The sequence below is a fragment of the Cyanobium sp. Cruz-8D1 genome, from assembly GCF_024345975.1.
In the GTDB taxonomy this organism is placed as follows: Bacteria; Cyanobacteriota; Cyanobacteriia; order PCC-6307; family Cyanobiaceae; genus Cyanobium.
Genome location: NZ_JAGQCD010000015.1, coordinates 12058 through 31966, shown reverse-complemented (window position 1 = coordinate 31966; position 19909 = coordinate 12058). Strand labels below are relative to the sequence as shown.

Below are 19909 nucleotides of genomic sequence, written 5' to 3'. Positions count from 1 at the left end.
TCAGTCCTCGCGGCCAAAGGTATAGCCGGCCGCCGGAAGCAGGCGCCAGCCGGCGTTGCCATCGAGCTCCAGCACCGTGTCGTGGTAAGCGGTGAGGGTAGGCCGGTGGCCCACGCTCACGAAGGCCATCTCCCGCTGCACCAGCAGTTCGTAGAGGGCCTTCTCGGTGGTGATGTCAAGGGCGCTGGTGGCCTCGTCGAGCACCACGAACCGGGGCGAGTTGAGCAGCAGCCGGGCGAAGGCCAGGCGCTGCTGCTCGCCGAGGGAGAGCAGCCGGGGCCAGTCCTGCTTGATGTCCAGGTCGGGGTAGCGGTGCACCAGTTCGGGCAGGCGCACCTCCTCGAGCACATGGCGCAGCTGCTCGTCGCTGAAGCGATCGGGGGGCTGGGGGTAGCAGAGCTGCTCCCGCAGGCTGCCCAGCAGCATGTAGGGCTTCTGGGGAATGAACATCAACTCGCCCACCGGCGGCCGCTGCACGCTGCCGGCAGCGGGCGGCCAGAGGCCACTCACCAGGCGCAGGAAGGAGGTCTTGCCGCAGCCCGAGGGCCCTACCACCAGCAGCCGCTGGCTGGCGGTCACCTCCAGGCTGAGGTCGCTCACCAGCAGACGGCTGGTGCGGGGCGGCACCAGATCCACATGGCTGACCAGGATCGATTCCGGGCGCACGGCACAGGCACCGGCGCCCATGGCGCCCACAGCTGTGGCCTGCTCGGCGGCCACGAACTCGGCCATCTCGGCGCTGATCGACTCCACCTTGCCCTGGAAGCCCTCGAGGCGGCTGATGGAGGCGGAGAAGGCGGCCAGCCGGTCGATGTTGTTGACGATGTAGCTGACCGAGAACAACACCTGGGAGAAGGCGATGCTGGCCTGGCCGAAGACACCGAAATCGACCTCCTTGGCGAAGTAGATCGGCGCGATCACCAACCAGGGCAGGAAGCGGGAGAAATAGTCGTAGGAGCGCTGGATGACGCTGATCAGCGCCTCCCAGATGATCAGCCGATTGTAGTTGACGATCACGCCGTCAAGGCGGCGTTCCCCTTCCTTCTGCTCCTGGCGCTCGCCCCGATAAAAGGCAATCGATTCGGCATTGTCGCGGATGTGAACCAGGCCGTAGCGGAAATCGGCCTCCAGCTTGAGCTGCTGGTAGTTCAGATTCACCAGCTTGCGGCTGGCGAACACGATCAGGGCCGTGCCCACCACCGAATAGCCCAGCAGCCACAGGGCCAGGGTTTGGTTGATGCTCCAGAGAACGATGATGAAGCTGAAGAAGGTCAGCAGGGCGGAGATGATCTCCACCGTCACGCTCAGACTGGTGGCCGTGAAGCTGGCCGCGTCCTGGGAGATCCGTTGGTCCGGGTTGTCGATCTCCTCAACGCTTTCATCGTTGGGATTGAGAACGTAGTAGGCCCGGTTGGTGAGGTAGCGGCCCAACATGCGGCCGCTGAGCCACTCCCGCCACAGCAGACCCAGCTTGGGAATCAGGTAGCTCTGAATGGCTCGGATCGGCAGGGCCAGCACCAGGCAGAAGGCATAGATCGCGACGATCTTCCAGAACTCCTCCGCCTTGTAGGCGACCAGGGCGTTCTCGATGTTCCGGGCGATGAAGCTGATGCCCACGTTGATGCCGTTGATCACCAGGATCAGCAGGGCGATGATGCCGAGCAGCAACCAGGGCAGCCAGCGCCCCTGGCGCAGCTTGGCCCTCAGGCTGATGAAGGCGCCCAGGCCGGCGGCGAACAGCACCATGACCACAAGGCCGATCGGTCCGCTCCAGACCGCGGCCACCTGCTCGGGCACCCCGGGCAGGAAGCGGCTGCGCAGCTCGGGGATCCAGGCACCGGCCGCGGCCACCACCCCGGTGAGCAGCAGCAGGGTGAAGCCCACCACCACCGCCAGCAGGGCCACCACCAGGAGCAGGAACTGGCCGCTGCCACCGCCGCCCTCGTCGAGGGGCAGGAAGTAGGGCTGGGCCAGGCGCTGCAGCTTGCCCAGCTGCTCGCGAAGGGCCTTCAGGGGGGTCATGGCAGCGGGCGGATCGCGCCATTCTCCCCGCCGGCCCGACCCGGCCGGGGCCGCGGTGTGCAGCCGGTGATCAGCCCGGCGGCCAGGCCAGCGGACGGCCGCCGATCACGTGCAGGTGCAGGTGGAACACGGTCTGGCCGGCGTCGGCGCCGCTGTTGATCACGGTGCGCCAGCTGTCGAGCCCCTCCAGCCGGGCCACCTTGGCGGCCACCAGCAGCAGGTGGCCCAGCAGGGCCTGGTGCGCGTCCGTGGCCTCGCCCAGCTGGGCGATCGGCTCGCGGGGAATCACCAGCACGTGCACCGGCGCCTGGGGAGTCACATCCCGGAAGGCCAGGCAGAGGTCGTCGGCGTACACCTCCTGGCAGGGGATCTCGCCGCGCAGGATGCGGCCGAAGATGGTGTCGCTGCTGGCCATGGGACGCCGGGGAGTGGTCGGGAGGTGGAACTGAACAGGCAGTGAGCTCCAAGGGGATGTTGGCACGGTGCAGCAGCGGGGCCCTGCGGGGCCTGGAGGCCCTGCCGGTGACGGTGGAGGTGGACATCGCCCCGGGGCTGCCGGGGCTGCGGGTGGTGGGTCTGGCGGATGCGGCGGCCCAGGAGTCGCGGGAGCGGGTGCGGGGGGCGCTGCGCAACGGCGGCCTGCGGGTGCCCCTGACCCGGGTGGTGGTCAACCTGGCCCCCGCCGACCTGCCCAAGGCCGGCCCCGGCTTCGATCTGCCCATCGCCCTGGGGCTGCTGGTGGCCAGCCAGCAGCTGGCCGGCGCCGAAGTGGAGGGGATCTGGAGCGCCGGGGAGCTGGGCCTCGACGGCCGGCTGCGGCCGATCCGGGGAGTGCTGGCCCTGGCCCTGGCGGCGCGGCGGCACGGGGCCCGGGCCCTGGTGGTGCCGGCGGCCAATGCCACGGAAGCCGCCCTGGTGGAGGGGCTCAGCGTCTGGGGGGCCGAGCATCTGGTGGAGGTGGTGACCCTGCTGCGGGATCCGGGGCAAGTCCGGGCGGCACCCGTCGCCGCGGCCCCGCCCCCACCGCCGGCCGCCGGCCCCGACCTGGCTGAGGTGCGCGGCCAGGCCCATGGCCGGCGGGCCCTGGAGATCGCCGCTGCCGGGGGCCACCACCTGCTGCTGGTGGGGGCGCCCGGCAGCGGCAAGACGATGCTGGCCCGGCGGCTGCCGCCTCTGCTGCCGCCCCTGGCTCACCAGGAGGCCCTGGAGGTCACCCAGCTCCATTCCCTGGCCGGGCTTCTGGGGGAGGGGGCCGGCCTGCGGCGGCAGCGCCCCTTCCGCAGCCCCCACCACGGCTGCTCCGCCGCCGCATTGGTGGGTGGCGGGGCCCTGCCCAGGCCTGGGGAACTGAGCCTGGCCCACCACGGCGTGCTGTTCCTCGATGAGCTGGCGGAGTTCCGCCGTGAGGTGCTCGACCAGTTGCGCCAGCCCCTGGAGGAGGGGGAACTGTGGATCAGTCGGGCCCAGCAGCGCTGTCGCTTCCCTTGCCGGGTGCTCCTGGTGGCCGCCACCAATCCCTGCCCCTGCGGCTGGTATGGCGATCCCAGCCAGAGCTGCCGCTGCGGCGAAGCCCAGCGGCGGCGCCACTGGGGACGGCTCTCAGGACCGCTGCTGGACCGGATCGACCTGCAGGTGGTGATGCGGCGCCCCGAGGCCCGCGACCTGGGCGGGGCCTATCGGGAGGGAACAAAGGAACGCCCCGCTGCCGGCGAATCGAGCGCCGTGGTGGCCGAGCGGGTGGCGGCGGCCCGGCGGCGGATGGGCCAGCGCAATCCGGCAGGGGCGGCCAATGGCCAACTGGAGGGTCCGGCCCTGGCCGCGATCGTGAACCCGATGCCGGAGGCGCTGGCCCTGTGGGAACGGGCCATCGGCCAGCGGCGCCTGTCCGCCAGGGGGGCGGAGCGGGTGCTGCGGGTGGCCCGCACGATTGCCGATCTGGCCGGCGAGACCCGGGTGTCGAACGCCGCCATCGCCGAGGCCCTCACTTACCGCTCCTTTGACCGGGTCGACTGAGACGGTGTGCGGCTTGGAGCGGGCTGGGGAGGCTGGAGTCAGCGGCGGCGGCCGCGGACGGTCTCGCCGCTGTAGGGCTGCACACCGATCGCCGGGGGCCGGTGCTGGGCTTCTTCGGCCGGGTTGCCCCAGGCGTGATTGATGGTCTCCGCCAGCCAGCGGCTGATTCTTTGAAGAATGGAGGCAGACCTTGGCTGGTCTGCCGTTGAGGCGACCGGATGGCCCATGGAACCTGAAGCAATGACTCCCCCAGCCTGATCAAGGACGGGGGGCCAGGCAACAGGTAGAAGCACCCGAAAAGGCGAAGCCCCCGGGGGGCTCAGCGGCGACGGCGGCGCTGCTGGGCCTTGCGCTTGTACTTCTCGGTGGGGGTTTCGTGGTGGCGCAGCCGCTTCAGATCGGCAAAGATGCCCGCCTTGGACACCTGGCGCTTGAAGCGGCGCAGGGCCGATTCAATGCCTTCATTTTCGCCGACGGTGACCTGGGTCATGAAGTACTGCTGAGACGTGCGCAGCGTTGCACCCTAGCAAGCGGGGTTCGCCCCTCCCTCAGAGCTTGTTGGCCGGGAGGAGGAGCGCCGGCGGGGCCAGGGGCTGCTGGGCGGGCTGGGGCTGGGAGGGCTCCACCGTGGTCGTCTGGGGCTGGGCGGCGGTCGCCGCCGTCCCCGGCCAGCTGTCGGCATAGACATAGAGATGGCCAAGGTTGCGGCCGCCGAACTGGCGCCGCATCAGCCGCCAACCAGGCTCCAGCTGGAACTTGAGGAAGCCCGGGGCGCTGCCCCGGGTGCGGGCCACCACCATCTCCGGGCCGGCTCCGGCCTTGGTGGGGAAGGCCAGCAGCAGCATGTCGCCGCCGCTGCGGGTCACCATCAGCCGGTAGGAGGTGGCCAGATCCTGCCCCCCCACCCGCACCGAATAGCCGTTGGCATCGATGTACCGGTTGCAGATGCCGGTGAAGTCGAAGGTGGCCAGCAGGGGGTTCACCGGAGCCGGCGTGCCCTCCCCCACCTCAAAGCAGGGCCGGACGGGCTTGAGCTGCTCGTAGATGTTCAGCTGGGCCTTCTCGCCCTTGCTGCCGATGGGGGCGGCCACCAGCAGAAATTTCTGCTGGTCCACCTCGGCGGCGGCGAACAGGGCGGCGGCGCGGACCGGGACAGGCGAGGCGATGGCCAGGCTGGTCGCCAGCAGCGTCAGCGCCGCCAGGCCTGCGCGGCGGAGCAGGGGAAGGGTCACGGCAGTCATCGAAGCGGCCTGAATCGTATGAACGGCAACCGCCGGAAACCAGCCCAGATGTCCCAATCAGCCGGCCGGTTGTCGGGCCGGCCAGGCAGGCAGCACCGGATCAGGCGGGCTTGTTGATGCGGATCGCCACCAGCAACGCCAGCACCGTGCCCGGCAGGCTGCCGGCCAGGATCCAGCGGGTGGCCTGGACACCGAGGTCAGGGTCGCCGTAGGAGAGCTCGAAGATCGATCCGGTGGCCGCGATGCCAAGCAGGCAGGCCAGGCCCAGGAAGACGCCGGCCAGGGGTTTCATCGGCATGGGGATCAGCGGATCGACTGGACGTCGGAGCGGTGGAAGCCCTGCTGCTGCAGGCCGTCGTTGAGGCTGAGCTCGTCGGTGACCCGATCGACGAACAGCACGCCGTTGAGATGGTCCAGCTCGTGCTGAATGCAGCGGGCCAGCAGGCCATCGGCCTTGAGGCGGCGGGGGCGCCCCGTCTCGTCGCGGTAGGTCACCTCCACCACCGACGGACGCACCACATCGAGATAGACACCGGGGATGCTGAGACAGCCTTCCTCGTAGGTGTTGAAGGAGGCGCCGGCGGCGGTGATCTCGGGGTTGATCAGCACCAGCGGCGGGGTGGCGGCCTCTTCCAGATCCAGATCGATCACCAGCAACTGACGATGCACGCCCACCTGGGGGGCCGCCAGGCCGATTCCCTTGGCGGTGTACATGCTGCGAAGCATGTCGCGGGCCAGGTCGCGGATGGAGGCATCCACCTTGCTGATGCGCCGGGCCGCGGCCCGCAGCTCCTTCGACCCCAGCTTGTGGATCTCAAGGGGGGGCCGTTCCACCGGCTCCTTCGGCACCAACACGGAATGACCACCCTGCTCGGCGGAGCGTGCCATCTGGGCGAAGCTGCGGGCCAAGACGTCACCTGAAACGATGGGTCGATTCTAGAAGCAGCCTGCGGAGGGCTCGGGTGGGGGCGTCGTGGCAGGAAGCGGACCCCCTGCCCGCCGAGGTGGCGGTGGGCAGGGCCACCAGCGTCGCCGAGCCGCGGCTGAACGAGGGGCGCCTTTTCTGGCTGGAGCAGCGCCCCAGTGAGCGGGGGCGCATCACCTTGATGGGGCGAGGCGGGGCCGGCGAAGCGGCCGTGGACCTGACCCCAGGGCCCTGGAACCTGCGCACCCGCGTGCATGAGTACGGGGGCGGCGCCTATGCGGTGGCAGGCGACCAGCTGGTGTTCGTCGATGACGGCGACCGCTGCCTCTGGCAGCTCGACCTGGCCAGCGGCGGGGAACCCCGGCGGCTCACCGCCCCGCCCGACCCGGAGCGGCCGCGAGCCTTCGCCGATGGCCTGATCGACCGGCCGCGCCAGCGCTGGATCGGCGTCATGGAGCAGGACGGCCTCGACCGGCTGGTGGCCGTGCCCCTGGCGGGGGGCGAACCGGAGCTGCTGCACCAGCCGGCGGACTTCTGCGGCTACGCCGTGCTGGCCCCAGGCGGCGGCCACCTGGCCTGGGTGGCCTGGCAGCAGCCCTTCATGCCCTGGGAGCGCAGCCAGCTCTGGCTCGCCGCCATCGACGCGGCGGGGCAGCTGCAGCAGGCCCGCCCCATCGCCGGCTCTGGGCCGGGGGATCTCCAGGGGATCTCGGTGTTCCAGCCGCTCTGGCTCGATGACGGTTCCCTGGTGGTGGCCAACGACCGCAGCGGCTGGTGGAATCTGGAGCGGCTGGCGGACGTGGCTGCCCTGGGGACAAACACCCCGCCGCCATGGCAGCCGCTGTGTCCCCTGGAGGCGGAATTCGCCACCCCGCAGTGGGTCTACGGCCTGCGCACCCTGGCCTGGGACGGCACGCAGCTGCTGGTGGCGATCTGCCGCCAGGGACGCTGGCAGCTGGGCCGGCTGGGGGCCGAAGGCGGCAGCGTTGAGCCGATCCCCCTGCCCTTCGATGAGCTGGCCGCCCTGACGGCGGAAGCGGGCCGGCTGGTGGCGGTGGCCGGGGCGCCGGGGATCGGCCAGGGGCTGCTGGAGCTGGACACGGCCAGCGGCCGCTGGCAGCACACCCCGGCCGCCCCGGCGCCCCTGGCGGCCGAGGCGATCAGCCGGCCGGAGCCGCTCTGGTTCGACGGCCATGGCGGGGCGGCCACCCACGCCTGGTACTACCCGCCCCGGGGGGGCAGCCGCGCCGAGGCCCCCCTGCTGGTCAAGGGCCACAGCGGCCCCACCGCCATGGCCGGCACGGGGCTCAACCTGGCCATCCAGTTCTGGACCAGCCGCGGCTGGGGCGTCGTGGATGTGAACTACGGCGGCTCCACCGGCTTCGGGCGGGCCTACCGGCAGCGCCTCGACGGCCAGTGGGGCGTGGTGGATGTGGCCGACTGCGCCGGCGCCGCCCGGGCCCTGGTGGCGGCGGGCAAGGCCGACCCGGACCGGGTGGCCTTCGAGGGCGGCAGCGCCGGCGGTTTCACCGTGCTGGCGGCCCTGTGCTTCACCGACGTGTTCCAAGCCGGCGCCTGCCGCTACCCCGTGGCCGATCCCGAGGCCCTGCTCGGAGTGGATCACCGCTTCGAGGCCAGTTACACCGAAACCCTGATCGGCCCCTGGCCCGGGGCCCGGGCCCTCTACGAAGCCCGTTCACCGCTGCGGCACGCGGGGCGAATCACGGTGCCGGTGATCTTCTTCCATGGGCTGGACGACCGGGTGGTGCCGGCGCGTCAAAGTGAGCAGATGGTGGAAGCCCTGCGCCGAGGCGGACTGGAAACGGAACTGCACTTGTTTGAAGCCGAGGGCCACGGCTTCCGCGACAGCGGCGTGCGCACCGCGGTGCTCGAAGCCACCGAAGCCTTCTTCCGCCGCCAGTTCCGCCTGTGATCGCCGCGCGGGTGCCGGGGGTGGTGGAAGGCGTCGAATGGCTGGCCCTGGCCCTGGCCGCCCTGACCGTGCTGTTGCTGATCGGCACCAGCGTCGGCGGCCTGCTGGGCATGAAGCGCTGGGGACTGCCGGAGGCCCTGCTGGCCGGTGGTCTGGGGCTGGTGGTGGCCCCGGCCGGGCTGGTGCCCCTGCTGCCCCAGCGGGTGATCGACCTCTGGGACCAGCTGCCCCTGCCGCTGCTGACCCTGGTGTTCGCCACCCTGCTGCTGGGCAAGCCGCTGCCGAAGCTGGGGGGCCTGTGGCGTCCCCTCTCGGCCCAGGTGCTGCTGGCGCTCACCCTGGCCTTCGGCCAGTTCCTGGTGGGGGGACTGGCGGTGCTGTTGGTGCTGCAGCCCTGGCTGGGGGTGAGTCCGGTGATGGCCTGCCTGATCGAGGTGGCCTTCGAGGGCGGCCACGGCTCAGCCGCGGCCATGGGGCCCACCTACGAGCGGCTGGGGCTGGAGGGGGCCCAGGCCCTGGGGCTGGCGATGGCCACCGTGGGGCTGCTGGTGTCGACGGTGGTGGGCGGACTGCTGGTGGTGCTGGGGCGGGCTCGGAGCTGGCTGAAGTTCCCCGAGGCCCTGCTGATCGAGGAGGCGGTGGCGATCCTGGAGGAGCAGACCCCGCCCCTGCAGGAGGTGCCGCTGGACCTGCCCCTGGAGGTAGGCACCGTGGAGGTGCCGGCCCTGTGGCGGCAGCTCGCCGACTGGGCCGTGAACCTGGCCTTGGCGGGGGTGGCGGTGCTGTTCGGCTGCGGGGCACTGGCGGCGCTGCGCTTCGTCGCCGACGCCAGCGGCGGAGTGTTCGCCCTGGTGATCGACGCCTTGCCCGTGTTCCCCCTGGCCCTGGTGGGCTCGCTGCTGGTGCGCCTGATCCTGGAGAAGAGCGGCCAGACCCAGTGGGTCTCGACCGCCATCCAGGGCCAGACCGGCACCATCTCGGCCGATCTGCTGATCACCGCCGCCACCGCCTGCCTGGACCTGAGCCTGCTGGCCCACGACTGGATCCCCCTGACGGTGCTGGCGCTGGCGGGTCTGCTGTGGAACCTGGGGGTGATCCTGCTCCTGGCCCCGCGGATCCTGCCGGCCGACTGGTTCGAGCGGGCGATCATCGAGTTCGGCCAGGCCACGGGGGTGGCGGCCAGCGGCCTGCTGCTGCTGCGCATGGCCGACCCGGGCGACCGCAGCCAGGCGGTGACGGCATTCTCCATCAAGCAGCTGCTGCTCCAGCCCCTGCTGGCCGGGGGGGTGATCACCGTGGTGGCCCCCCTGGTGGTGGATGGCTGGGGCCTGCCGGCCTGGACCGGCCTCTGCCTGGGCCTGGTGGTGCTGTGGAGCGGGCTGGGGCTATGGCTGGCGGCGCGGGCGAAGGGAGCAACCTGAACATCGAGGTGCTGCCATCCCTCAATCACTGAGATGATTCGCTGCGGATATCCACCTTGAGCAGCCCAAAGCAAAGATGTTGCGTTCACCGTCCTACCGCTCGGAGATCGACGGCCTGCGCGCCCTTGCCGTCATCGCGGTGATCATCAATCACTTCAATGGCAGCTTGATGCCAAGCGGCTATCTAGGTGTCGATATCTTTTTTGTCATTTCCGGCTATGTCATCACCGCCTCGTTAAACAACCGCACCAGCACGGGGCTGGCAGACCTCCTTCGGGATTTTTACAGTCGCCGCATCAAACGACTGATTCCCGTTCTGGTGATTTTCGTTCTGGTCACCAGCCTTTTCGTCTGCCTATTCGATCCCTATCCAGCCCTGTCTCTCAACACGGGCATCGCCTCATTGTTCGGCCTTTCGAATCTCTATCTGTGGCTTCAGGCCACCGACTACTTTGGGGCGGCCACCAAGCTCAATGCCTTTACCCATACCTGGTCTCTTGGCGTCGAAGAACAGTTTTATCTGATCTTCCCCGGGATCGGCTGGCTGACTGGCTGGACCAGGAAATCACCCTCTGGCCGCAGGAATCTGATCGTAGGGATGGCCGTTCTCAGTGCCCTTTCCCTGGTTTCCTTCATCGAGCTCTACACCCGTCAACAGGCTGCGGCTTACTTCCTGATGCCGCCACGATTCTGGGAAATCGGCGCCGGATGTCTGATTTTTCTGTGCCAGTCGCCGCTTGAAAAAGAGTATCCAACGCCTCGAGTGGCACCGATCCTGGTCACCGCAGCTCTCATCGGAACCCTGTTCCTGCCGTTGGCCAACGGACGGGCGGCGACGATTCTGATGGTGCTGCTGACTGCGGCCTGGATCATGCAGTTGCGTACGGATTCGTCCACCAGACGGGGCTTCTCCCAGCCAAAGCTGGTCTGGATCGGCCTGATTTCGTACTCTCTCTATCTTTGGCACTGGGCCGTGCTGGTGATCAGTCGCCAGACGATTGGCATTCACTGGTGGTCGTTCCCTTTCCAGGCCGGGATCATGGTGCTGCTGGCCGCGGCGTCCTATCGCTGGGTGGAGACACCCTTTCGGCACAAGGCATGGTCCAGGACAGAACAACGCACCGTCCCCTATGGCCTCAGTGCTGTCCTTGGGGCAGCGCTTCTGCTGATGCCACTGAGTCGCTGGCAATGGAATCGATTTCTGTTCACAGGCACAAAGGATGCCGGGGAGGATCGCATCGCACGCTATCTGAAGCCGGCACTGACACCACTCACGTCTGCCGAGAAAAGTCGCCGAGGCAATTGCATCTTTTCCACCCAACTCGTTTCCAAGCAGACGTTGCTCGACATCTACCGGAGGTTCTGCCTGGCCAACGCCGACCAACCCGGTCCCCTGATCGCACTGGTCGGGGACAGCCATGCCGAAGCCGGGTTTCCCATTGCCGACGCCCTCGCCAAGGAAGGCCGCAGTGTCTTCTTCATGGCGCGGTTGGGTTGTGTCTTCCCAGGCCAGGGCGAGGCGAATCAAGGCTGCTACGGACAGACGAAGGAAACTGCAGCCTTCCTGATCGATACCATTCGCAAGCATGGCGGCGGCGTTGTGATTGTCGATTCCTTCCTGCAGGGGCACTTCGGATACGAGGGCCACATGCGCCATCAGTTCCAGGCCCACCCCTCAGGGGATCGCCGGAGCGTGGAAATGAATCTCGCCGATTACGAAAAAGCGCTGGACCAACTGGCCACCAGCCTCAGGACGGTGAATGGCAAGCTCGTGATCATCGGCCCAAAACCGGACCATGAATACTATGCCTCCAGACGCGAAGCCGTCTCTGCACGATGCAACCGCCAGTGGTTCACACCCTTTGAAGGCACGCAATGCCAGGGTGATCAATTAGGCACGGACAAAAGCGCCATCTTGGAGCGAACAGGATCCATTGCCGATGCCCTGAAGTCTGTCAGCAGTCGTCAAGACAACGTCTACGTCTATGATCCGCTGCCCTGGTTATGCCGGGATGGAAAGACTTGTCAGGTCTTTCTTGGTGATCAATCGCTCTATCTGGACTCCAATCACTTGAGCAAGCTGGGGGCACTTCACCTGCTGGTGGATCTCCGGCGGTTCCTGCAGGCCAAGGCGCTCCTTCCAGCCACTCCAGCGCGACCCTGATCCCAGGGGGGTAGGAAGACCCCCCACCCGAATAAGGACGCTCATCGCACCATCGCCGCCACGTTGCCGCCATCGACGGTGAGTACGGCGCCGGTGGTGCGCTGCATCAGGGCCAGGGCCACGAAGGCGTCGGCCACATCGCTGGCACGCACCTCGGCGCCCAGCAGGTTGCCGGCCATGTAGAGCTCTTCGCTGAGGCCGCGGGCGGCGGAGCGCTCCTTGATCATCGTGTCGTCGAGCAGGCCGGAGCGGATGCGGTCGGCGTTGATGGCATTGACCCGCACGCCCGCTTCGCCTTCCTCCAGCGCGTACTGGCGCACCAGGGCCAGCAGGGCCGCCTTGCTGATGCCGTAGGCGCCGAAGTTGGGGCCGGGGTTGAGGGCCTGCTTGCTGACGTTGAACAGCAGCTGGCCGCCCAGCACCGGGCGACCGCCGTCCTGGGGACGGTCCTGGGCGCGGAACACCGCCAGGGCCGCCTGGGCCACGCTCTGATGGGCGAAGAAGTTGAGCTCGAAGCTGGCCCGCAGGTCGGCGTCGGCCAGGGTGGCCATCGGGCCGGTCCAGGCGGCGCCAGCGTTACTCACCACGATGTCGAGGCCGCCGAAATGGGCCGCCACCGCCGCGACGGCGGCCTGCACCGCCGCAGGGTCGGTGACATCGCAGGCGGTGCCGAGGGCCCGCTTGCCGCAGGCGGCGGCTACCGCTTCGGCGGCGTCCTGGTGGAGATCGAGCACGGCCACATCGGCTCCGGCGGCGGCGAAGGCCCGGGCGATCGCCGCCCCGATGGCGCCGGCGCCGCCGGTGACCAGCACCACCTGGCGGGCCAGGGGCTTCTCGGCCGCCTTGCCGAGCTTGGCCTGCTCCAGGCTCCAGTACTCCATGGCGAAGGTGTCGGCCTCGCCCACCGGCGCGAAGCGGCCGATGGCTTCCGCCGCCAGCAGGGTCTGGGCCCAGGCGCCTGCGATGTCGGCCACGGTGGCCGCCTCGGCGGCCGACTTGCCGAACCCCACCAGCCCCAGGCCCGGGATCGCCGCCACCCGCGGCAGGGGATCAAGCGCCTTTTTGACGCCCCCCGCGGCGGCGTTCTGGCGCTGGACGTAGGCGCGGTACTCGGCGGCGTAGGCGTCGAGGGCCTGCTCAAGGGAGCGGCCCCAGGCGGCCAGGGCCGGGCCGTCGCCGCCGGTCGGCAGGGGCGGCAGCACCAGGGGCCGGGCCTTGGTGCGGATGACGTGGTCGGGGGTGGCGACGCCGCGGCCGGCCCAGTCGCCCAATCGGGCGTCGTCGCTGATGGCGCGGGCCAGGGGGGTATCGCGCAGCGCCAGGATCCAGTGGGGACGGACGCCGGCGGCGACGGCGGCCCGGCCCAGGGCGCCCCGCAGCACCGGCAGCACCGCCGCCGCAGGGGCCGGGCGCTCCGGCACGGCCACGGCATGGAGCGAGCGCTCACCGCGGGCCAGGCGCTCCTCGGCCCGCCGCACCAGGTCGATCATCCGGTCGTAGCTCTGCTCGGCGCTCGCACCGAAGGAGAACAGGCCGTGCTGCAGCAGCACCATGCCCTCCGGTTCGCGACCGCCGGCCGCCGCGGCCTCATAGGCCAGGGCCGCCGCCTTGGCCAGGGCGAAACCGGGCATCACGTAGGGCACCAGGGCCACCCGATCGCCGTAGACCTCGCGGCACACCTCGGCCGCATCGGGCTGGTCGGCCAGGGCCAGCAGGGCGATCGAGTGGGTGTGGTCGACGAAGGTGTGGGGCAGGAAGGCATGCAGCAGCGCCTCCACCGAGGGGTTGGGGGCGGCCGGATCGATCAGGTTCTGGCGCTGGGCCGCCACCATCGCCTCGTCACTGAGGGACTCCAGGACCCGCAATGCCTGCAGGGGCTCCAGCCGCACCGCCGGATGGCCGGGCGGCTCGATCGTGCCCAGGTCCCAGCCCGAACCCTTGACGCACAGCACCCGGATCGCTTCCCCCAGCAGCCCGTGCACGGTGGTCTTCACCGAGGTGTTGCCGCCGCCGTGGAGCACCAGCTCGGGGTCGGCCCCCAGCAGCCGGGCCGAGTAGGTGCGCAGGGCCAGGTCTTCGCCGATGCCCTGTGCGCCGTAGCGGGCGATCGCCTCGCGGGCGGCGGCATCCGACCAGCGATGTTGCACGGCCATGGGGCGAAACGGGACTCTGGGGGGAGACTACGGGGAGCGATCCTCCAGGGGCTGACCGTGTCCATCCGCTGCCGCCGCGAGGTCTTGAAGCCGTGGGCCGGCGGCGCGTTGCTGCCCCTGCTGCTGGGAGTGGGGGTCGGGCTGGCGGCCCCCGCCCGGGCCCAGATGGTCCCGCCCCAGATCCCCCGCGACGGCTGGAAGGACGGCCAGTCCATGACCTACCGGGAGGTGTCCGGCAAGGGCAGGGACACCAGCGGCAACCGGATCTTCGTGCCGCTGCGCTTCCCCTGCAAACCGCCCCTGAAGGGGGAGGTGGGCGACTGCCGCTACTGAACCCGCCCCCATGAGAGCCATTCTTGCCACCCCGGCCCTGGTCGACACAGAGCTGCCGGAGCCCACCCCCGGCCCCGGCGACCTGCTGGTGCGGATCGAAGCGGTGGCAGTGAACCCGATCGACACCAAGCTGCGGGCCGCCGTGGGCGCCGGCGCGGCTCCGAGGCAGCTGGGCTGGGACGCCGCCGGGGTGGTGGTGGCGGCCGGGGAGCGGGTGGGCCGCTTCCGGGTGGGGGATGCGGTGATGTTCGCCGGCGATGCGGGAAGGGCCGGCTGCAACGCCGAAGCCGTGCTGGTGGACGAGCGGCTGGTGGGCCGCAAACCGGCGCGGCTCTCCTGGGCCGAGGCGGCCAGCGTGCCGCTGACGGGGCTGACGGCCTGGGAGTGCCTGTTCGAGCGGCTCGGGCTCGATCCTGACGCTGGTGCGGCTGGGAGCGGCATGGGCCCCAGCCTGCTGATCCTCGGCGGCGCCGGCGGGGTGGGCTCGATCGCCATCCAGCTGGCCCGGCGGGCCGGGGCCGTGGTGATCGCCAGCGCCTCGCGCCCCGAGAGCGCCGCCTGGGTGCGGCAGCTGGGGGCCGACCACGTCGTCGACCACCACCGGCCCCTGGCCCCCCAGCTGGCCGCCCTGGGTTTTGAGGCGGTCGACCGGATCGCCAACTTCAGCGACACCGACGCCTACTGGGAGGTGATGGCCGCGCTCATTGCGCCGCTTGGGTCGATCGTGGCGATCGTGGGCAACCGCCGCCCCCTCGACCTCAACCTGCTCAAGGCCAAGAGCGTGACGTTCGCCTGGGAGTTCATGTTCAGCCGCTCCCAGTTCCAGACCGCCGACATGGGGCGGCAGGGGGAGATCCTCGACCGGCTCGCCCAGCTGCTGGAGGCCGGCGAGCTGCGCCCCACCCTGGGCCGCACCCTCAGCCCCATCAACGCCGCGAACCTGGCGATCGCCCACGCCCAGCTGGCCTCCGGGAGCACCATCGGCAAGATCACCCTGGCCGGCTGGGGCTGAGCGCAAGGGGCGCCCGGCGCACTCGGGGGGCCTCAGCGCACGGCCACCAGCACCCGGTGGCGGGGATCGCAGGCCTCCCGACGCACCTCGCGGAAACCAGCCTGCTCCAGGGTCCTGGGCAGATCAAGGCCGAAGTAGTCCTCCAGGTAGGGCGCGGATCACGTCCGAATCGGGGTCCTGATCCACCAGGGCCACCACCCCGCCGGGCCGCAGCAGCCGGGCCGCCTCGCGCAGCACCGCCCGGGTGGCGCCTGCGGGCAGCTCATGGCAGACGAACTGGAGCGTGATCAGATCGACGCTGGCCGCCGGCAGGCCGGTGGCCTCGGCGGCGGCGTGGTGCCAGCGGCGGATGCGGCCCTCGGAATCCCGGACCCTGGCCACCGCCAGCATCTGGGGGGAGAGGTCGAGGCCATCAACGGCCACGCCCTGGCCCTCGCGCCGCTCCAGCCAGTCCTTGAGGGCCAGGGTGCCGACGCCCACCGAGCAGCCGATGTCGAGGGCGCTGTGCATCGGACCGCTGAGGCTCGGTTCGATCGCCGCGAAGATCGCCGCCCGCAAGCGCTCCTGGGCCTGCTGCGGCTCCAGGGTTTCCTCTGGCCACACCCGCAGCGCCATGGCATCAGTGGCCTGCTCCGCCTCACCCGCCGCCTGCCAGCAGAGGTTGCCTTCCTGGTAGGCGTGGAACCGGGCCTGGTAGTAGGGAGGCGTTCGGGTGGCCGCGTCGGTGCTGCTGGCCAGCAGCGGCTCGGCCTGGCGCAGCAGCTCCTCACGCCGGTCCCGCCAGGCGATGCCGCGGCGCTCGGCGGTGCGGATGATCAGCTGCCGGGCCTGCAGGAACAGCAGCTGCCGCAGCGGCTCAATGGCCAGCAGCCGGTCGATCAGCCAGCCGAGGGGATGGCGCGAGGCCACCCAGTTGGGCGGCGGCGCGGCTGGCTGGGCCTGGGCGGCTGGCTGGGCCTGGACCATGGCGGCGGAGCGGTGGCGGCGCTAGGGACTGCATTCTCGCCTCAGATGATGGGTTGTCGGCCCGCGATGGGCCCCCGAATGGGGCCAATCAGATGGCTAAGGAGGAGAACTTGCTACCGCCCGCAAGCGATCAATGACGTGTACATCCAGCCCCTCGTTCCTGGCCCAGGTGGCCATGTCGTCCCAGTCCACAGGATGGCTGCGGCACACCAGAACCGCCTGATCCCAGCACTGGCGATCATTCCAGTGCAGATAGGCAGCCAACCTGTCGATCACGCAAAGGCTTGGGGTGATGATTCGCAGGGATCCAAACGGTGTCTCCAGCATGGGAATCGCACGGTGATCCATCACTCTGGAGCCAAAACCAAGCGGCCCAGCTAGAAACTCCACGAGCCACTCGGTGCGGGGATGCTCAAAGAGCCGCCTGGATGCACTCTGGACGAAACCGAGCGGAGACATGACCCCTCGAAGCATCCCGGCATCGGCTGACGTCACGAAGTCCAGATCATGGCTCACATAGTGATTCTCGCTGTAAATCGAAACCGCACTTCCTCCCGACAAGGTTGCAATGATCCCAGCCGCCTCAAGAGCCGAACTGATGATCACCGCCAACTCCTCAAGGGTCGTCGCCTGATCAATCTCAGCCATGACTGACCAAGAGCTTGCCAGTCAGCCTGGGACGTTGCCGCTGGCGAAAGAATTGCTGCACTTGATCATCAGGCAGAAGCTTGAGCTCTGCTTCCAGGAACTGCCTGAGATTGCGAACAGATGGGTTGCGCTCACTGAAGGAAAATAGTCTGATGTTTCCCACCAACCGACTGACCAGTACACCGTCTTCCTCCAGTCGCTTCAATTGTCGCTGGGTCATGTTCAGCCCAAAGCCAAAGGTTTTGGCCATGCGTAAGGCATGGCCTTCTCCATAGCACTGCAGGAACAGCAGCACGCAGGCCGCCGTCCGATTGCCAAAGATCGCCTCAAGGACAGGGTTCATCGCCGAAGCCTCAACGACCCCAGAAGGGTGTTTCCCAACTCACATATTGAGTCACTCTACCCCGCAAGGGGGTGAAATGGACCTGCTCTGCATCGCCAGGCGCTTGCCAGCAGATGTCTGCCCCTGGTCGGCAACGCCTGAGGCGATCCTCACCTCAGGCGGCCGGGCGCAGCCACAGCGAGGCGGCGAAGCCCGCCAAGGCCACCGCCAGCCAGATCCAGCCGTGCAGGCTGAAGCTCATCACCCCGCCCAGGAAGGCGTTGACGTTGCACCCCGACGCCAACAGCCCGCCGTAGCCCATCAGCAGGCCGCCGAAGCCGCGCCTGGCCAGTTCCGGCATGGGCTGGGGCCCCACTCCCCGCCAGCGGAAGCGGCCCTGGCCGATGGCGGTGGCGACGGCGCCATAGAGCAGGCCCAGATCGACGAGCACGGCCTCGTTGAACAGCCAGGGCGGCGTGGGCGCCACTGAGGGCCAGACCCCAGAGCACCCTCCAGGGCTCGGCCGTCACCAGCAGCAGGCCCGTGGCCAGCAGGGCGACGGCGATGGCACCGCCGTAGAGCCGGCGGCTGGGGGAGCGCCAGGGGAGCTGGCCGCTCCAGCGCGCCAGCAGCACGGTGATCAGGGCGATGAAGGCGAGCTGCAGGGTCAGGGCGCCAGGGATGCCGAACAGCTCAAGGCCGACCGGGGAGGGCAGGCGCGGCAGGGGCAGAGCCGCCAGCTGCGGAGCATGGAGGGTGCCGAGGAAGGCGCCCACGATCAGGCCGATGAGGGCGGCCAGCACGCCGCCCCCGCCGCGGGAGGTGGCCGCCAGGGTCCCGCAGCCGCAGGCCCGGGCCCGCTCCATGCCGATGCCGAACAGGAAGGCCCCGGCCAGGAAGGGCAGGGAGAGGGGGGTGGCCAGCAGCTTCGGCCGCAGGCCGGTGAGGGGCTCAAGGGCGAGCACCAGAGCCATGGCGATCACGAGCAGCGCCACCAGCAGCAGCTGGGCGAAGACCGGCTGGGGATCCCGCCGCTCGATCAGCCGGCGATAGCCGGAGGCGAACCCGAAGCCGGAGCGGACCAGGGCATGGCCAAGGCCGCAGCCCAGCCCCCAGACCAGGGCCGAGGCGGGCTGCCGGCCCCCCAGGGCCACCCCGATGGCGACGGCCGGGGCCACCGCCAGCACTGGGTAAAGGGGCTGCTTCAACGCTTCTTTGCCTTGGCGGCGGGGGCCGAGCTGTCGCCGCCGGTGTCGCAGGCCAGGGCGGCGGCCGGGGCGAGCAACAGCAGCAGCAGGCTGGCCAGCGCCCAGAAGCGGACGCGGAAGATGGTCATGGCCATGGCGGGGGAGGGAGAGGGAAAGGGGGGCTCAGCGGCTGCTCACCTGCTGGGCCGGGCTGCCTTCGGGCCCCACGGAAATCGGCAGCTTGGAGGCGCTGTATTCGGTCCAGGAGCCTTCATAGATCCGCACCTTGGGGTACTTGAGCAGATGCTTCAAGGTGAGGAACTGGAGGCTGGCTTCCCTGCCGGTGCTGCAGGAGACGATCACCTCCTTGTCGGGAGTGATGCCGCGGCTCACCAGGAGCGCCCGGATCTCGTCGAGGGACTTCAGCTTGTGGGCATTCTTCTTCGCCTCGTCAGCGTTGTTGGCTTCGGTGAACGCCTGCCAGGGGATGTTCTTCGCTCCTGGGATATGGCCGTTGCGGATGAAGGTCTGGTCGGTGCCCTCGAACTGGGCCTTGGGACGCGGGTCGATGATCACCACCTTGCTGCGGCCGATCAGGGGCTGCAACTCATTGAGGGTGATGGCCAGGCCCTTGACCGTGGTGGGCCGGAAGCTGCCGGCCTGGAAGGTGGGGAACGCCTTGGTGGTGCTCTGGCCGGCCGCCTTGAAGCCGCTGAGGCCGCCATCGACGATCGCGACCTGACGCACGCCGCTCTTCTCAAGGATGTAGGAGACCAGGGCGGTGCCGAGAACGTCGTTGCCGTCGGAATAGACGAGCACCGAATCCCGGTTGGAGATGCCCGCCTGGCTCAGCAGGCTGGCGAGTTTGTCGGAACTCCAGATCTGGAAGGGCAGGCGGCCGTTGGGACCACGGAAGGCCTGCTCGGAGAGATGCACCGCGCCGGGTACGTGGCCGCCGATGTAGGAGAGCGGCGGCACCGGGCGCACATCAAGCACCTTCCAGCGGCCCGAGCTGGCGGCGGCGGCGGCCTCCTCGGGAGCGAACACCTGGAAGCTGGTGCCCCCCGGCGCCAGGGTGGTCACACCGGCGCTGGGCTGGGAGGGAGCGGCGGCAAGGGCCCGGGTGATCGGCGCGTTGCCGAGGGCGACGGCGGTGGCGATGGCGGTGGCGACTCCGGCCGCGACCGAGAGCAGCAGGCGCCGGGTGGGGCGGGAGGTCTGCGGGAACATTAAACGCAAAGGCGACCGATATACCGATGTTTAAATGATGGCCCCGCTGGGTCCCTGTGTGTTCAACCACGTCGAGGTGTGTCCCGGCGAATCGGGGTAACGTCCCGGCAACCCCGCGAACAAGCCATGGATTGGCGTTCCCGTCTGCTGGCCCTCTCCACCTCCCTGCTGGTGGGAGCCGGCGCCCTGGTCGGCGGAGCCGCCCTGGCCACCCCGGCCGGATCCCTGCTCAAGGGCCTGTCACTGCCGCTGCCCAAGCCGGCCGCCCTGGCGCTGCAGGCCACCGCCATCGGCCCCAACCAGCTCAACCTCAACGTCCGCTTCGAAGGGCTCTGAGGG

The 19909-nt window shown here is 69.5% G+C and carries 20 protein-coding genes and 2 pseudogenes; 7 read left to right on the top strand and 15 right to left on the bottom strand.

What is annotated here, in order from left to right:
* Both KBZ33_RS10735 and KBZ33_RS10730 read right to left on the bottom strand, forming a co-directional pair.
* Positions 1-2022, bottom strand: a complete 2022-nt coding sequence (locus tag KBZ33_RS10735) for an ABC transporter ATP-binding protein/permease (RefSeq protein ID WP_254952977.1) — start codon at positions 2020-2022, stop codon at positions 1-3.
* A 70-nt stretch (positions 2023-2092) separates the two neighbouring features.
* Complete coding sequence (locus KBZ33_RS10730; protein WP_254952975.1) at positions 2093-2437, bottom strand: histidine triad nucleotide-binding protein; 345 nt, start codon at positions 2435-2437, stop codon at positions 2093-2095.
* A 56-nt stretch (positions 2438-2493) separates the two neighbouring features.
* Between KBZ33_RS10730 and KBZ33_RS10725 the strand changes: the two genes are divergently transcribed.
* Positions 2494-4035: a YifB family Mg chelatase-like AAA ATPase gene (locus KBZ33_RS10725; protein ID WP_254952974.1), complete on the top strand. Its 1542-nt coding sequence runs from the start codon at positions 2494-2496 to the stop codon at positions 4033-4035.
* Between the two features lie 38 nt (positions 4036-4073).
* Here the strand turns inward: KBZ33_RS10725 and KBZ33_RS10720 are convergent, their stop codons facing one another.
* The 5 genes from KBZ33_RS10720 to def form a co-directional block, all read right to left on the bottom strand.
* On the bottom strand, positions 4074-4262 hold the full coding sequence (locus KBZ33_RS10720; protein ID WP_254952973.1) for a hypothetical protein: 189 nt from the start codon (positions 4260-4262) through the stop codon (positions 4074-4076).
* A 92-nt stretch (positions 4263-4354) separates the two neighbouring features.
* Positions 4355-4525 carry a 30S ribosomal protein S21 gene (rpsU, locus tag KBZ33_RS10715; RefSeq protein ID WP_006172073.1) on the bottom strand — a complete coding sequence of 57 codons (171 nt, stop codon included), beginning with the start codon at positions 4523-4525 and terminating at the stop codon, positions 4355-4357.
* Between the two features lie 58 nt (positions 4526-4583).
* The gene (locus tag KBZ33_RS10710; protein ID WP_254952972.1) at positions 4584-5276 is read right to left on the bottom strand and encodes a DUF3747 domain-containing protein; all 693 of its coding nucleotides are present in this window, start codon (positions 5274-5276) and stop codon (positions 4584-4586) included.
* A gap of 100 nt (positions 5277-5376) precedes the next feature.
* Positions 5377-5574, bottom strand: a complete 198-nt coding sequence (locus KBZ33_RS10705; RefSeq protein ID WP_254952971.1) for a hypothetical protein — start codon at positions 5572-5574, stop codon at positions 5377-5379.
* A gap of 5 nt (positions 5575-5579) precedes the next feature.
* On the bottom strand, positions 5580-6185 hold the full coding sequence (gene def / locus KBZ33_RS10700) for a peptide deformylase (protein ID WP_254952970.1): 606 nt from the start codon (positions 6183-6185) through the stop codon (positions 5580-5582).
* Between the two features lie 53 nt (positions 6186-6238).
* Between def and KBZ33_RS10695 the strand changes: the two genes are divergently transcribed.
* The 3 genes from KBZ33_RS10695 (at position 6239) to KBZ33_RS10685 (ending at position 11719) form a co-directional block, all read left to right on the top strand.
* Positions 6239-8134: a prolyl oligopeptidase family serine peptidase gene (locus KBZ33_RS10695; RefSeq protein ID WP_254952969.1), complete on the top strand. Its 1896-nt coding sequence runs from the start codon at positions 6239-6241 to the stop codon at positions 8132-8134.
* Positions 8131-9555, top strand: a complete 1425-nt coding sequence (locus KBZ33_RS10690; protein WP_254952968.1) for a sodium/glutamate symporter — start codon at positions 8131-8133, stop codon at positions 9553-9555. The genes KBZ33_RS10695 and KBZ33_RS10690 overlap by 4 nt, the downstream gene beginning before the upstream one ends.
* 76 nt (positions 9556-9631) lie before the next feature.
* Positions 9632-11719, top strand: coding sequence for an acyltransferase family protein (locus KBZ33_RS10685; RefSeq protein ID WP_254952967.1), 2088 nt, complete (start codon positions 9632-9634; stop codon positions 11717-11719).
* 41 nt (positions 11720-11760) lie between these two features.
* On the opposite strand, the gene KBZ33_RS10680 is transcribed toward KBZ33_RS10685, so the two are convergent.
* Positions 11761-13872, bottom strand: coding sequence for a bifunctional aldolase/short-chain dehydrogenase (locus KBZ33_RS10680; RefSeq protein ID WP_254952966.1), 2112 nt, complete (start codon positions 13870-13872; stop codon positions 11761-11763).
* A 57-nt stretch (positions 13873-13929) separates the two neighbouring features.
* Here KBZ33_RS10680 and KBZ33_RS10675 point away from each other — a divergent pair, with 57 nt between their 5' ends.
* Complete coding sequence (locus tag KBZ33_RS10675) at positions 13930-14205, top strand: hypothetical protein (RefSeq protein WP_254952965.1); 276 nt, start codon at positions 13930-13932, stop codon at positions 14203-14205.
* Positions 14206-14215: 10 nt separating this feature from the next.
* Positions 14216-15217: a zinc-binding alcohol dehydrogenase family protein gene (locus tag KBZ33_RS10670; protein WP_254952964.1), complete on the top strand. Its 1002-nt coding sequence runs from the start codon at positions 14216-14218 to the stop codon at positions 15215-15217.
* Between the two features lie 32 nt (positions 15218-15249).
* Here KBZ33_RS10670 and KBZ33_RS10665 read toward each other — a convergent pair.
* The 7 genes and pseudogenes from KBZ33_RS10665 to KBZ33_RS10640 form a co-directional block, all read right to left on the bottom strand.
* A pseudogene (locus tag KBZ33_RS10665) lies at positions 15250-16183 on the bottom strand (class I SAM-dependent methyltransferase).
* A gap of 96 nt (positions 16184-16279) precedes the next feature.
* Positions 16280-16831 (bottom strand): hypothetical protein, encoded by a 552-nt coding sequence (locus tag KBZ33_RS10660; protein ID WP_254952963.1) that lies wholly within the window; start codon positions 16829-16831, stop codon positions 16280-16282.
* Entirely contained in the window at positions 16824-17174 is a 351-nt protein-coding gene (locus KBZ33_RS10655; RefSeq protein WP_254952962.1) for a hypothetical protein, read from the bottom strand. The genes KBZ33_RS10660 and KBZ33_RS10655 overlap by 8 nt, the downstream gene beginning before the upstream one ends.
* 154 nt (positions 17175-17328) lie before the next feature.
* Entirely contained in the window at positions 17329-17604 is a 276-nt protein-coding gene (locus KBZ33_RS21830; protein WP_396108365.1) for a YeeE/YedE thiosulfate transporter family protein, read from the bottom strand.
* 28 nt (positions 17605-17632) lie between these two features.
* A pseudogene (locus tag KBZ33_RS10650) lies at positions 17633-18307 on the bottom strand (YeeE/YedE thiosulfate transporter family protein); the annotation flags it as partial.
* A gap of 50 nt (positions 18308-18357) precedes the next feature.
* A complete protein-coding gene (locus tag KBZ33_RS10645) occupies positions 18358-18495 on the bottom strand; it encodes a hypothetical protein (protein ID WP_254952960.1) in 138 nt (45 codons plus the stop codon).
* A 28-nt stretch (positions 18496-18523) separates the two neighbouring features.
* Positions 18524-19570 carry a sulfurtransferase gene (locus KBZ33_RS10640; RefSeq protein ID WP_254952959.1) on the bottom strand — a complete coding sequence of 349 codons (1047 nt, stop codon included), beginning with the start codon at positions 19568-19570 and terminating at the stop codon, positions 18524-18526.
* A 126-nt stretch (positions 19571-19696) separates the two neighbouring features.
* On the opposite strand from KBZ33_RS10640, the gene KBZ33_RS10635 reads away from it, so the two are divergent.
* A complete protein-coding gene (locus KBZ33_RS10635; RefSeq protein ID WP_254952958.1) occupies positions 19697-19906 on the top strand; it encodes a hypothetical protein in 210 nt (69 codons plus the stop codon).
* Positions 19907-19909 lie beyond the last annotated feature (3 nt).

What these genes read in the sequence shown, in the direction of transcription:
- KBZ33_RS10735 (WP_254952977.1), bottom strand. Translation starts at nt 2,022, where the DNA reads ATGACCCCCCTGAAGGCCCTTCGCGAGCAGCTGGGCAAGCTGCAGCGC.
- KBZ33_RS10730 (WP_254952975.1), bottom strand. Translation starts at nt 2,437, where the DNA reads ATGGCCAGCAGCGACACCATCTTCGGCCGCATCCTGCGCGGCGAGATC.
- KBZ33_RS10725 (WP_254952974.1), top strand. Translation starts at nt 2,494, where the DNA reads ATGTTGGCACGGTGCAGCAGCGGGGCCCTGCGGGGCCTGGAGGCCCTG.
- KBZ33_RS10720 (WP_254952973.1), bottom strand. Translation starts at nt 4,262, where the DNA reads ATGGGCCATCCGGTCGCCTCAACGGCAGACCAGCCAAGGTCTGCCTCC.
- rpsU (WP_006172073.1), bottom strand. Translation starts at nt 4,525, where the DNA reads ATGACCCAGGTCACCGTCGGCGAAAATGAAGGCATTGAATCGGCCCTG.
- KBZ33_RS10710 (WP_254952972.1), bottom strand. Translation starts at nt 5,276, where the DNA reads ATGACTGCCGTGACCCTTCCCCTGCTCCGCCGCGCAGGCCTGGCGGCG.
- KBZ33_RS10705 (WP_254952971.1), bottom strand. Translation starts at nt 5,574, where the DNA reads ATGCCGATGAAACCCCTGGCCGGCGTCTTCCTGGGCCTGGCCTGCCTG.
- KBZ33_RS10685 (WP_254952967.1), top strand. Translation starts at nt 9,632, where the DNA reads ATGTTGCGTTCACCGTCCTACCGCTCGGAGATCGACGGCCTGCGCGCC.
- KBZ33_RS10680 (WP_254952966.1), bottom strand. Translation starts at nt 13,872, where the DNA reads ATGGCCGTGCAACATCGCTGGTCGGATGCCGCCGCCCGCGAGGCGATC.
- KBZ33_RS10670 (WP_254952964.1), top strand. Translation starts at nt 14,216, where the DNA reads ATGAGAGCCATTCTTGCCACCCCGGCCCTGGTCGACACAGAGCTGCCG.
- KBZ33_RS10660 (WP_254952963.1), bottom strand. Translation starts at nt 16,831, where the DNA reads ATGGCTGAGATTGATCAGGCGACGACCCTTGAGGAGTTGGCGGTGATC.
- KBZ33_RS10655 (WP_254952962.1), bottom strand. Translation starts at nt 17,174, where the DNA reads ATGAACCCTGTCCTTGAGGCGATCTTTGGCAATCGGACGGCGGCCTGC.
- KBZ33_RS10645 (WP_254952960.1), bottom strand. Translation starts at nt 18,495, where the DNA reads ATGGCCATGACCATCTTCCGCGTCCGCTTCTGGGCGCTGGCCAGCCTG.
- KBZ33_RS10640 (WP_254952959.1), bottom strand. Translation starts at nt 19,570, where the DNA reads ATGTTCCCGCAGACCTCCCGCCCCACCCGGCGCCTGCTGCTCTCGGTC.
- KBZ33_RS10635 (WP_254952958.1), top strand. Translation starts at nt 19,697, where the DNA reads ATGGATTGGCGTTCCCGTCTGCTGGCCCTCTCCACCTCCCTGCTGGTG.